Genomic DNA, 12099 nt, shown 5'->3' on the forward strand with positions numbered 1-12099 from the left:
ACCGGACGCTGGAAGGCAGGACGAGGGAGGCTGCCTGTGAGAGACGACCTGCCCGCGCTGGCCGCCGAGGCGTACGGCTACGGCTATCCCCTGCTGCAGGACCTGCAAGCCGTCGGCACCGCATCCGTCTTCAACGCGTTCGTACACCAGCGGAGCGTTCCTGACACGCCCAACGCCAACCCCGACCTGCTGTACTCCATCGCCCAGCTCGACCTGTCCGGCGGCCCGCTGTGGCTGCGCGTGCCCGACACCGGCGGCCGCTACCACGTGGTCCAGTTCGTCGACGCGTGGACGGACAACTTCGCGTACGTCGGCAGCCGCACCACCCCCGACGAGGAGCGCGAGTTCCTGCTCGTGCCGCCCGGCTGGGCCGGCCGGGAGGCGCCCGCTGCCGAGGTCATCCGGGTGCCGACGATGATCACCACGCTGATCGCCCGCTTCGGCGTCGGGCCCGGCGTGCACGCCCTGCAGGACGCCCTCACCATCGACCGGATGTACCCCCGCGTGTCCCTGGACGGCCTGCCCCATCCGCAGGCCGGCGTGCCGGACGAGCTGATCTTCCTCGAGACGCTGCGGCGCAGCCTCGCCGCGTTTCCGCCCTCCCCCGCCGAGCGGCGCTTCCAGCGCCGGTTCGCGCCGCTGGGGCTGTTCGACGGCGGGAACTCGCCGTATCCGACCATGCCGCGCGAGCAGCGCGCCGCGATACGCGAGGGCCTCGATCGCGGCCGCGAGGCGCTCGAGGAGGCGGCCACGACCGAGCACGCCGCGCTGGTCAACGGCTGGACGAACGACCTGCACACGTTCGACTACAACCTCGACTACTTCGAGGTCGGCACCGTTGACGCCCCACAGTGGACGCTGCCGGACCGCGACACGGCGCACCACGTGCGCGCGGTCGCGGCCCGCACCCGGCTGTGGGGCCACCATGCGTACGAGGCCGTGGACCCCACCGTCCACAAGGACCGCGACGGCGTTCGGCTGGCCGGCGACCGCGCGTACACGCTGCGCCTAGACCCGCCGCCGCCGTCGGCCGGGGGCTGGTCCCTGGCGATGTACGACGGGCCGGGCTCCCGCCTCGTCCCCAACGAGCTGGACAAGCACTCGGTCGGTGCCGGCACGCCCGGCCTGCGCACCGACCCCGACGGCTCGGTCACGATCCTGATCCAGCACGACCGCCCGGACGATCCGGCGGCCCTGCCCAACTGGCTGCCCGCGCCGTGGGGCGAGTTCCACCCGGTACTGCGCGTCTACGCGCCCGCGGACGCGATCCTGCGCGACGAGTACCACCTGCCCCCACTCGTGGAAACCGTGCGGTGACGGGTGATCTTGCCCACCGCCGGGAGCAGTGATTCCCGACATAACCGGTGGCGAGGGTCGGGCAGACTCGCTGCATGTCCGCGCCACCGTCCTGCACCCCCGAGCTGCTCCGGCTCATCGAGTCTGGATCCCTCGTCAAGTACCTGCACTTCTGGGGCCATCGCCCGCGGCCCGACGGGACGATCGGGGCGAGCTGCCTGAGCCAGTGGTGGCCGGCCGCGTTCGAGGTGGACGGTGTCGGGTTCCGGTCCGCCGAGCACTACATGATGTGGCGCAAGGCCAAGCTCTTCGGCGACGACGCCATCGCCGCGCGGGTGCTGGACGTTTCGCATCCGAACGAGGCGAAGACCCTCGGCCGGCGCATCGCCGGGTTTGACGAGGAGACCTGGGCGCGGGAGCGGTTCGGCATCGTGGTCGCCGGCAGCATCGCGAAGTTCGCCGCCCACGACGACCTGCGCGCCTTCCTGCTCGGCACCGGCGACCGGGTGCTCGTCGAGGCCAGCCCGCTGGACCGGATCTGGGGCATCGGCCTGGCCGCCGGCGACGCGTCCGCGGACGAGCCCGCCCGCTGGCGCGGCCTCAACCTGCTCGGCTTCGCCCTCATGCGCGCCCGCTTCGAGCTGGCGGCACCGGGTCTGGCGCGCTCATGAGCGCCAGGGACGAGGTCGAGCCGCTGCCGGGATGGCTGGCCTGGCCGATCCGGGTGCTGGCGGTCATCTTCGTGGTGCCGTTCAAGCTGGCCTGGGACCTGCTCACGATCGTCATGCGCTTCCTCTGGCGATACGTCGGGGTTCCGATCTGGCGGTACGTGCTGTACCCGGTCCTGTACTACGGGCTGTGGGTGCCGATCCGCTGGATCACGGTGCACGTGCTGTGGCGGCCGCTGGTCTGGGTGGCCGAGCACATCCTGGCCCCGCTGTTCACGGCGCTATGGAACGGGCTGGTGTGGTTCGTCCGCGCGCTCGGCCCGTTCTGGCACCTGCTGGGCCGGGTGCTGCTGGAGATGGCGAAGGCGGTCGGCTGGGCGCTGAACCTGCTGTACCGCTACCTGCTGCGCCCGATCGGATACGTCCTCGCGTTCATCGGGATCTACGTCGTGGTCCCGGTGGCCAAGGCGGTCGCCTGGGCCTGGAACCACTCCGTGGTGCTGCTGTGGCGCTACCTCATCGTCATCCCGGTGTCCTGGGCCTGGCGGACGCTGGTGGTCCCGCCGGCCAGGTGGGTCCGCTCCGCGGTGCTCCGCCCGATCGCCGAGACCACCCGCCGTGTCCTCGCGACCCTGGGCCTGCGCTGACCGCTATCGGCCGGCAGGCACCAGCTCGACCCCAACGCGAGGGCTACGACGACGGCGTCGCCGACCGGTTCTGCGACCGCTCGGCGGCCAGGTTGGCCCGGCGCATGCCGTAGGAGAAGTACAGCACCAGCCCGGCCACCATCCAGACGAGGAACCGCGCCCAGGTGATCACGGGCAGGTTGAGCATCAGCCAGACGCTCGCCAGCACGCTCGCGGCGGGCAGCCACGGCACCAGCGGGGCGCGGAAGGCGCGGGGCAGGTCGGGATGGGTGCGGCGCAGCACCGCCACGCCGATCGAGACGACCGCGAACGCGAACAGCGTGCCGATGCTGGTCAGCTCGGACAACTCTGACAGTGGCACGAACGCGGCGAGCACCATCACGACCGCGCCGGTGATCGCGGACATCACCCACGGGGTGCCGTAGCGGGGGTGGACCTTCGCGAGCACCGGCGGCAGCAGCCCGTCGCGGGCCATCGCGAAGGAGACCCGGGCCTGGCCCAGCAGCAGCACCAGGATGACCGAGGTGATGCCGCAGACCGCGCCGAGGGAGATCAGGGCGGCCGCCCAGCCCTGCCCGGTCAGGTCGAAGGCCTTGGCCAGCGGTGCGGCGGTGTCCAGCTCGCCGTAGGGGACCATGCCGGTGACCACGAACGACACGGCCATGTACAGCACGCCGCAGATCACCAGCGAGCCGATGATGCCCCAGGGCACGTCGCGCTGCGGGCGGCGGGTCTCCTCGGCGGTGGTCGCCACGACGTCGAAGCCGATGTACGCGAAGAAGACGATCGACGCGGCCGCGACGACGCCGAACCAGCCGAAGTGCTGCGGCGTAATGCCGGCGAGCACCTGCAGCAGCGGCGCGTCGCCGCCGGACTCCTTCGCCGCGGGCCGTGCCGGCGGGACGAACGGGGTGTAGTTCGCCGCCTTGACGAAGAACAGGCCTAGGCCGATGACGAAGAGGACGACCGCCACCTTGATGATCACCAGCGCGCCGGTCACCCGGCCGGAGAGCTTGGCGCCGAGGATGGCCACGACGGTGAGCGCCACGACGATGAACGCGGCGCCGAGGTCGGGCCGGGCCAGGTCACCGGCGAGCCAGGTCGGCAGGTCGAAGAGCGCCTGCAGATACGCCGACCAGCCCCGCGACACCACGGCCGCGCCGAGCGCCAGCTCCAGGCAGAGGTCCCAGCCGATGATCCACGCGATGAACTGGCCGAGGGTGGCATAGGAGAAGGTGTACGCCGACCCCGCGACCGGCACCGTCGAGGCGAACTCCGCGTAGCACAGCGCCGCGAGCGTGCACACGACGCCGGCGAGCGCGAACGACAGCACAATCGCGGGCCCCGCGTTGCGCGCCGCCTGCTGCCCGGTGAGCACGAAGATGCCGGTGCCGATGATCACCCCGACGCCGAAGACGGTCAGGTCGAAGGCGGAGAGGTTCTTGCGGAGCCTGCGACCGGGCTCGTCGGTGTCCCGCATCGACTGCTCGATCGACTTGGTGCGAAAGAGGGACGACATGCCCCTCGACATGCCCGCAGGACCACCCTGCTACACGTCCGTGGCTTGTCGCAGTACCATTAAACCTATCTCTTAAATAGGATTTGAACCGAAGGGCGGTGAACGATGGGGCGGACGGGCACCACCGTCGTGGTAGGCGGCGGCTGTAGCGGGGCGCTGGCGGCGATCCACCTGCGCGACGACTCGGCGCGGGAAGTAGTGATCGTCGATCCGGCGCCGTCGCATGGACTCGGCCGCGGCGCGGCGTATCGCACCACGGACCTGGCTCACCTGCTCAACTCGCGCGCTGCGGCGATGAGCGCGCTCGCCGACGCCCCCGACGACTTCGTCGAATGGTGCCGCGAGCAGGAGCTTTCCATCGGCCCGGCGGACTTCGCGCCGCGCGCGGTCTACGGCGACTACGTGCACGACCGGCTGCGCCGGGTGCCGTTCGTCCACATGCGCGCGGTCGCGACCCGGGTGCGGCCGGACGGCGCGGTTCTGCTGCGCGGCGGCGGCGAGATCGCCGCCGACCAGGTCGTGCTGGCGCTCGGACACGGCGCGCCGGCCGGCCCGCTGGCGATCACCTCGGCGGTGCGGACCCACCCCTACTATGTGGGAAACCCGTGGACCCCGGGCGCGCTGGACCGGGTGCCGGGCGATCTGCCAGTGCTGCTGATCGGCACCGGCCTGACCGCGCTCGACGTCGCCCTCACCCTGCATGGACGGGGCCGGCGGGCGCCGTTGCTCGCCGTCTCGCGCCGCGGGCTGCTACCGCAGCCGCACCTGGAGCGTCAGCCGGCCGGGGACGCCGCGTTCGCCTATCACGGCACCGGGTTGGCCGGGCTGCTGCGCGCGGTGCGGGAGTATGCCGCGACCCAGCCGGACTGGCGCTCGGCCGTGGACGCGATCCGGCCACAGATCGACCACCTGTGGTGGCAGCTGTCGGTCGACGCCCGGGGCCGCTTCTTGCGCCACGTGGCCGCGTACTGGGAGGTGCACCGTCACCGCATGGCGCCGCCGGTCGCGGAGAAGATCCGCAGCCTGCGCGACAGCGGCGCGCTGACGGTCCGATCGGGCAAGATCCGCGCGATCCGCCGTGGCGAGCGCGGCTTCGTGGTCACCGTCGACGACGCGGCGATCCCGGTCGGCGCGATCGTGAACTGCACGGGCCCGGGCGGCGCGGCGACCGGCACGCTCGGGCGGGCGCTGCTCGACGACGGCCTGGCCCGGCGCGACGCCACCGGCATCGGCCTGGACGTGGACGGGCTGGGGCGGCTCATCGACCGTGACGGCGAGCCGGTCGAGAACCTCTTCGCGGTCGGGCCGACCCGCCGCGGGGCCTGGTGGGAGACGACCGCGGTGCCGGAGATCCGCGCCCAGGCGAGGGATCTAGGCCGCTACCTGCTTACGCGTCATCACGTGCTCAACTAACGCGATCAGCACGTCCTTGGCCGAACGGCGGTCGCGGGCGTCACAGAGCACGACCGGCACCTCCGGGTCGAGGTCCAGCGCCTTGGCGACCTGCTCGGAGTTGTGCTTCTGCACGCCGTCGAAGCAGTTCACGGCGACCAGGAAAGGGGTGTTGCGCCGCTCGAAATAGTCCACCGACGGGAAGCAGTCGTCCAGTCGCCGGGTGTCGGCCAGCACCACGGCGCCGAGCGCGCCCAGGGCCAGCTCATCCCACAGGAACCAGAACCGGTCCTGGCCCGGGGTACCGAAGAGGTAGAGGACGATGTCCTGGTTGATGCTGATCCGGCCGAAGTCCATCGCGACGGTCGTGGTCCGCTTGGCCTCGACGCCGTGCACGTCGTCGATGCCGACGCCGACGTTGGTGAGCACCTCCTCCGTCTGCAGGGGACGGATCTCGCTCACCGCGCTGACGAGCGTGGTCTTGCCGACGCCGAACCCGCCCGCGATGAGGATCTTCACCGCGAGGGGGACGTGACCGTCAGAGCGCTCGGAGGCCATTGACAACCGCCTTGAGGATGCGATCGTCGGGCCGCAGCGGCCCGACGGACTGGTCGTACTCCGGTTCGTGCATCTCGATCAGCCCCTGCTGGAGCAGGTCGCCCAGCAGAACGCGCACAACGCCGAGCGCGAGATCGAGATAAGAGGCGAGCTCGGCGACGGACACCGGCTCGTTGGTGCGCGCCAGGATCGCGCGCTGCTCGGGTAGCAGGTGCCGCTCGCCCGAGCCGTCGACCCTGCTCACAACGAACGCGACCAGGTCGAAGGCGCCGACGGCGGGCTTGGCGCGGCCGCCCGTCACGGCGTATGGACGCACCACCGGGCCGGCGTCGGAGTCCAGCCAGTCGTGTTCACCCTGCGGCATCATGCGAGACGCCCGGTCGTGACGGCGCGGTGAGGTACTGCCCGACCCTGGTCACCAGCATCGCCATCTCGTAGGCGATCACGCCGATGTCGGAGTCGGCGGCGCTGAGTACCGCTAAGCACGCACCCTGTCCCGCGGCGGTGACGAACAGGAACGCGTCGTCCATCTCCACGATGGTCTGACGGACGGCACCACCCTTGAACTGCCGCCCCGCGCTGCGCGCCAGGCTCTGAAACCCGGACGCCACGGCCGAGAGGTGCTCGGCGTCGTCGCGGCCGAGCCCGTTTGAAGCGCCCATGAGCAGCCCGTCGGCGGAGAGCACCACGGCGTGCTGCGCCGACTCGACCCGCTCGACGAGGTCGTCGAGAAGCCAGTCGAGTTTGCCGGTCCGGCTCGTGGAGTGCGTCACCTATTCGTCCCTTTCCGGTGTGTTCATGGCCGTGTCGTCGATCGGGGTCTGCCCGGCGTCGCGCCGGCCGCGGGTGAACCCGGCCTGCAGCGATGTCATCATGGCGCGGGTCTGCTCGGGCGAGCGCCCGCCGACCGTGGTGGTCGCGAACTGCGCCGCCGGGATGCCGTCCACGGTCAGCTCCTCTGCGGCCCGCTCGCGCAGCTGCGGCGCGAGGCTCGCCTGGCGGCGGCGGCGCGGCAGCCCGTCGTCGGTGAGCGCGGGCACCTTCGTCCGCGCGTCGTCCGGTTGCCGCTGCGCCGGGATGGCAGGCGGCGGCGCGGCCGCCGCCGGCACATCGACCGGCTCGGGGGTGACCGGCTCGGGGAGCACGACCGCATCGGAGACCACGATCGCGTCGGGAACGACCGACAGGTGCGGCGACCGTCCGGCGTCGGCGAGCGTCGGGCGCACCATGTCCGCGGGCTCCAGCTCCAGCACCGTCTCGGCGACCACCCGGTGCTCCTGCGCCGGCGTCGGCGCGGTGAGCTCGTGCGTCGCGCCGGTGATCAGGTGCGGCGGGACGAGCACGACCGAGGTGATGCCGCCGTATGCCGAGGCGCGCAGCGTGACCCGCACCCCGTGCCGCGCGGCGAGCAGCGCCACGACGAACAGGCCCAGCCGGGCGCTGTTGGCCGGGTCGAACTCCGGCGGATGCAGCAGCCGCTGGTTGGCCTCCTCGATCGCCCCGGGCGCCATGCCCAGGCCGCGGTCCTCGATCTCGATCGCGTATCCGTTCGGGACCAGCTGCCCGCTGATCTGCACCCGGGTGTGCGGCGGCGAGTAGGCGGTGGCGTTCTCGATGACCTCGGCGAGCAGGTGGATGACGTCGGCGACGGCGCGGCCGACCAGCGACGCCTCCGGCAGGGCGAGGAACCCGACCCGCGCGTAATCCTCCACCTCGGAGACCGCGCCCCGGATCACGTCGACCATCGGCACCGGGTTGCGCCAGCCCCGGCCGGGCGCGGCGCCGGCCAGGATGACCAGGTCCTCGGCGTGGCGGCGCATGCGCGTGGCGAGGTGGTCGACGCGGAAGAGGTCCTCCAGCTCCTCCGGGTCGGTGGTGCGCCGCTCCATGCGGTCCAGCAGGCCCAGCTGGCGGTGCAGCAGCGTCTGGCTGCGCCGCGCGATGTTGAGGAAGACCTCGTTGAGCCCCTGCCGCAGCTGGGCCTCGTGCGCCGCGGACTGCACGGCGGTGCGCTGCACGGCGCTGAACGCGTTGCCCACCTTGCCGATCTCGTCCGTGCCGTACTCCAGCGGGGGCGCCGCGGCCACGACGTCGACCTGCTCGCCCTTGCGCAGCCGGGCGACGAGCTCGGGCAGGCGCACGTCGGCGAGATCCTGCGCGTCCTGGCGCAGGCCGACGAGGCGGCGGATCAGCGATCGGCCGATCCGGATCGACAGCAGGATCGAGACCAGCACCGCGATGAGGCCGAGCACGCCTGCGGCGACCAGGCGCAGCACGATCGCCATGCCGACCGGGCCGGCCCCCGCCACGATCAGCTCGCCGAAGCGCAGGTCGAGGTGGCGCAGCTGCTCGAAGAGCTTGTCATAGGCCTCGCGCCAGGCGTTCACGTCGATCGGCAGCGCCGCGCCGGGCCGCGCGTCCGACATGATCTTGTTCTCGAGCTCCTGCACCTGCCGGTAGGAGACGCTGGCGGCGATCGGGTTCCAGAGCTCCAGGCCCTTGGCGGGCAGCTCGGCGACCGCATCGGCGTAGGCGAGGCGTTTGGCGCCGATGACCGCGATCAGGTCGGCCGACTCGGTCTTCTGGAACTTGCCGGCCGCCGCGGCACCGTTGATCAGCGCGTCTTCGCGGGAGAGCAGGTCACGGCCGCGGCTGGTGGCGATGTCCGTGCGGGCGTCGCGGTTGAGCTCGGTGTCGCTGATGCCGGGCAGGGCGTTGTACCAGCGGTAGATCGCGTCGATCGGCCGGTTGTACGCCTCCATCGCCTCGGCGCGGTCCTCCTGCCCGAGCGAAATGGCGGTGCGGTCGTTGGTGAGCTTGTCGAACGCGGCGATCACCTCCTGCAGCCGGCCGCGGGCCAACTCGGGGAGCGCGTCGCGCAGGCTGGAGTCGTCGGCGCGCTGGCGGAAGTCGGCAAGCACGCCGTCGACCTTGGCCCGCTGGTCGTTGAGCGCCGCGGTCTCGGGCCGGCCCTCCGGGCGCCCGGTGGCCAGGAACACCTGCGTCAGCTTGCGCTCGCGCTGCAGCTCGACGATCACGTTCTCGGAGGGCTTACCGCTCAGCGCGTAATACGTCTGGCTGTTGAACAGTTCCCCTGCGGCGCCGGCGGTCAGGGTCGTCGCGAACACCCACATGACCACGAGCGAGGCCAGCGGCGGCAGCAACAGCGTGATGATCTTCGTGCGGATCGACCAGGTGCGGATTCTCCACGAAGGACTCTTCATGCGGTCGGTTCCTCGGTGCGTCGCGGACAGAGGATGGCGCCTCGGGCATGATACGGACACCAAGCGCCGGAAGTCACCAGTAAGGTGGTTCGGGCTAGAAACCGGTCTCGTCCCCTATCTCGCCCTTTGCCCGGTGTGGGCGACCCGTCCCAGGGCAACCCGGCGGCATGCGGGTTGCACGTTGGGTGCTGGCGATCACGGCCTGGACCATCTGCGCGGTGGCGCTCAGCGCGTTCAGCCTCGGCCGGGTCAGCGCGGCCCGCGAAGCGCTGATCAAGGCCACGCGACCGGCGCCCGGTGTGAGCCCACCGGCCTCGCCGTCACCGTCCCCGGGCTCGCCGACGCTCCTGCGCACGCCCGGCGGCAACGTCATGGCCGGGTGTGACAAGGGCCAGGTGCGGGTGGTGTACCTCCGCCCGGCGGCCGGATTCCACATCGTGAGCGCGGACCGGGCGCCGGCGCCGCAGTCCCGCGTCACGTTCAAGACCGACGGCCGTGAGGTGCGGGTGGTCGTGACCTGCGCCGACGGCGAGCCGCACGCCGAGACCACGCTCGGCTAGCTCCTCGAGCAGCGGCATCCGCCGGGAATCAGTCGAGCTCCCGCTGCGGTACACCCAAGTTCTGCGGCACCACGGCCGTGCCGACGCCCCGGATCGCCATCGAGGCGCAGCGCTGCGCCACGTCCGCCGCCTCGGCCAGCCCGGCGCCGGCGAGCCGGGCCAGGACGAACCCGGCCAGATAGGCGCCACCGGCGCCGGCCGCGTGTGCGACGCGGGCCGGCGGCGCGGCGGTGGCGACCGTCTCGCCGTCGAGGCCCATGACGACCGATCCCTCCGCGTCGAGCGTCACCGCGACGACGGCCGCCCCGGTGTGCCGCAGCAACTGGCCGCGGTCTCGCTCCCGGTCGAACTCGGCGCTGGAGCCCTTGGCGGCTTGGCCCGGCTCGCGGCCCATCACCCGGCTCACCTCGTCCCGGTTCGGCGTCACCAGGTCGGGGCCGACCGCCGCCCACGGCGCGAGGTCGTGCGCGTCCACGGCGAGCAGCGGCATGTCGAGGCGGCGCGCGGCCAGCAGCGCGCGGACCTCTCGCCCGAGCGCGCCGATGCGGTGGTCACAGACGACGACCGCGTCCGGGCGCGGGTCGGTCCGCAGCGCCTCGTCGAGCCGGCGCACGAGCGTCTCGGCGGCGATCGGGCTCAGCGGGCCGGTGTCGCCGTCGTCGAAGCGGACCAGGACGTAGCCGTCGGCGACCACGCGCCGCTTGGTGACCGTGCGCCGGCCGACCGCGGTCACCAGGCGGTCGGCCACGCCGCTGTCCCATACGCAGGTGCGCAGGCGGGCGCCGGCGTCGTCGTCGCCGACCGCGCCGATCAGGGTGGCCCGCGCACCGAGGGCGGCGAAGTTCGCCGCGGTGTTCGCCGCGCCGCCGCACACCTCGCGGGTGGTGTCGAGCGCGATCACGGGCACCGGGGCCTCGCGGCTCAACCGGGTGGGGGTACCACAAAGCCAGCCGTCCAGCAGCGCGTCCCCGACGACGAGCACCGAAGCGTCGCGCCAGCCGTCGGCCAGCGCGGCGAAGTTGCCTGAGGTTTGCACCGGCCGCCGGTACCCTGCTCGGCGCGCTTCATTCCCTGCGACAATCGGGGGTATCGAACGCGCAGACGTGGCGATCATCGGCGGGGGCATCGCCGGCCTGGCCCTCGCCGCCGAGCTCGCCGAGCTGGATGGCCGGTTGGTCGAGCGGTCAGGCGGCGCCCGGCCGCAGTCGCGCATCGTGCTACTCGAGCGGGAGAACCAGTTCGCGTATCACACGACGGGCCGCTCCATCGCGGCCTTCGCCGAGAGCCTCGGCAGCCCGCAGACTCGCGCCGTCACCCGCGCGTCGCGCACGATCCTCGACGCGCTCGGCGCCGAGTCGGGCGCGCCGCTGCTGCGCACCCGGCCGGTCGTGTGGGTCGCCGACGAGGAGCACCTCGACCGCCTCAACCGGCTGCTGACGGGCAACCCGGCGCTGCGGGCGGTCGACCCGGCTGCCGCGCGGACCCTGTGCCCCGTGCTGCGCGAATCGGCGGCGGCCCGGGCCGCGGTCGAGCGCACCGCCCAGGACGTCGACGTGGACGCGCTGCAGCGGCAGTACCGCGACCGCGCCACCGCCGCCGGCGCCGTCCTGCGCACCGCGATCGGTCTCGAGGCCGGCACCCGCGAGCCGGACGGCTGGCGGCTGGCCACCGACCGCGGCGAGCTGCGCGCCGGCCGAGTCGTGAACGCGGCCGGCCCGTGGGCCGACGCCGTGGCCGGCCGCCTCGGCGCGGCCCCGGCCGGCCTGACCAACCTGCGCCGTACCGTGGCGATCGTCTCGGCCGAGAGCATCAGCCCGGCCTGGCCCCTCGTCATGGACGTGGGCGAAGGCTTCTACTTCCGTCCCGAGCACGGTGGCCTGCTGGTCTCCCCCGCCGATGAGACCCCGTCCCCACCGACCGATGCCGTGGCCGTGCCCCGGGACGTCGGCCTGGCGGTGGAGCGCGCGACGACCGCCACCACGCTGCACCCGCAGCGGGTCCGCACCAGCTGGGCGGGCCTGCGCACCTTCGCACCCGACCGCGACCCGATCGTCGGCCCGGACCCGCGGCACGAGGGGCTCTACTGGTTCGCGGCCCTGGGCGGCACCGGCATCCAGACGGCCCCCGCCCTGGCGAGGCTGGCTGCCGCGCAGCTGCTCGACGAGCCGTACGAGATCCCCGGCCTGCGGCTAGAGGCACTGCTGCCCCGCTGAGCGCCACCCAACTGCGGCTTTA

General features: G+C 72.6%; 12 protein-coding genes. 6 read left to right on the top strand and 6 right to left on the bottom strand.

Annotated elements, in window-relative coordinates:
- Positions 1-36: 36 nt before the first annotated feature.
- The 3 genes from AB0367_RS31360 to AB0367_RS31370 all read left to right on the top strand — a co-directional run bounded on the left by AB0367_RS31360 (position 37) and on the right by AB0367_RS31370 (position 2611).
- Positions 37-1317, top strand: coding sequence for a DUF1254 domain-containing protein (locus tag AB0367_RS31360; RefSeq protein ID WP_366230083.1), 1281 nt, complete (start codon positions 37-39; stop codon positions 1315-1317).
- A 74-nt stretch (positions 1318-1391) separates the two neighbouring features.
- Complete coding sequence (locus AB0367_RS31365) at positions 1392-1967, top strand: NADAR family protein (RefSeq protein ID WP_366230084.1); 576 nt, start codon at positions 1392-1394, stop codon at positions 1965-1967.
- Positions 1964-2611, top strand: a complete 648-nt coding sequence (locus AB0367_RS31370) for a hypothetical protein (RefSeq protein ID WP_366230085.1) — start codon at positions 1964-1966, stop codon at positions 2609-2611. Before AB0367_RS31365 ends, AB0367_RS31370 begins: the two co-directional genes overlap by 4 nt.
- Positions 2612-2654: 43 nt before the next feature.
- On the opposite strand, the gene AB0367_RS31375 is transcribed toward AB0367_RS31370, so the two are convergent.
- The gene (locus AB0367_RS31375; protein WP_366230086.1) at positions 2655-4130 is read right to left on the bottom strand and encodes an amino acid permease; all 1476 of its coding nucleotides are present in this window, start codon (positions 4128-4130) and stop codon (positions 2655-2657) included.
- Between the two features lie 105 nt (positions 4131-4235).
- Between AB0367_RS31375 and AB0367_RS31380 the strand changes: the two genes are divergently transcribed.
- Positions 4236-5543 carry an FAD/NAD(P)-binding protein gene (locus tag AB0367_RS31380; protein ID WP_366230087.1) on the top strand — a complete coding sequence of 436 codons (1308 nt, stop codon included), beginning with the start codon at positions 4236-4238 and terminating at the stop codon, positions 5541-5543.
- On the opposite strand, the gene AB0367_RS31385 is transcribed toward AB0367_RS31380, so the two are convergent.
- Genes AB0367_RS31385 through AB0367_RS31400 form a run of 4 tightly spaced genes read right to left on the bottom strand, consistent with a single transcriptional unit; the run spans position 5502 to position 9304 of the window.
- A complete protein-coding gene (locus tag AB0367_RS31385) occupies positions 5502-6080 on the bottom strand; it encodes an ATP/GTP-binding protein (RefSeq protein WP_366230088.1) in 579 nt (192 codons plus the stop codon). The two genes, AB0367_RS31380 and AB0367_RS31385, sit on opposite strands and share 42 nt — an antisense overlap.
- A complete protein-coding gene (locus tag AB0367_RS31390; RefSeq protein ID WP_366230130.1) occupies positions 6061-6444 on the bottom strand; it encodes a DUF742 domain-containing protein in 384 nt (127 codons plus the stop codon). Before AB0367_RS31390 ends, AB0367_RS31385 begins: the two co-directional genes overlap by 20 nt.
- Positions 6431-6853, bottom strand: coding sequence for a roadblock/LC7 domain-containing protein (locus AB0367_RS31395; RefSeq protein WP_366230089.1), 423 nt, complete (start codon positions 6851-6853; stop codon positions 6431-6433). The genes AB0367_RS31390 and AB0367_RS31395 overlap by 14 nt, the downstream gene beginning before the upstream one ends.
- Entirely contained in the window at positions 6854-9304 is a 2451-nt protein-coding gene (locus tag AB0367_RS31400; RefSeq protein WP_366230090.1) for a nitrate- and nitrite sensing domain-containing protein, read from the bottom strand.
- A gap of 167 nt (positions 9305-9471) precedes the next feature.
- Between AB0367_RS31400 and AB0367_RS31405 the strand changes: the two genes are divergently transcribed.
- Complete coding sequence (locus tag AB0367_RS31405; protein WP_366230091.1) at positions 9472-9864, top strand: hypothetical protein; 393 nt, start codon at positions 9472-9474, stop codon at positions 9862-9864.
- A 28-nt stretch (positions 9865-9892) separates the two neighbouring features.
- On the opposite strand, the gene AB0367_RS31410 is transcribed toward AB0367_RS31405, so the two are convergent.
- Complete coding sequence (locus AB0367_RS31410; RefSeq protein ID WP_366230092.1) at positions 9893-10900, bottom strand: PfkB family carbohydrate kinase; 1008 nt, start codon at positions 10898-10900, stop codon at positions 9893-9895.
- A gap of 67 nt (positions 10901-10967) precedes the next feature.
- Here AB0367_RS31410 and AB0367_RS31415 point away from each other — a divergent pair, with 67 nt between their 5' ends.
- Positions 10968-12077: an FAD-dependent oxidoreductase gene (locus tag AB0367_RS31415; RefSeq protein ID WP_366230093.1), complete on the top strand. Its 1110-nt coding sequence runs from the start codon at positions 10968-10970 to the stop codon at positions 12075-12077.
- Positions 12078-12099: the final 22 nt, after the last annotated feature.

It is taken from the genome of Dactylosporangium sp. NPDC051484, assembly GCF_040689395.1.
In the GTDB taxonomy this organism is placed as follows: Bacteria; Actinomycetota; Actinomycetes; order Mycobacteriales; family Micromonosporaceae; genus Dactylosporangium.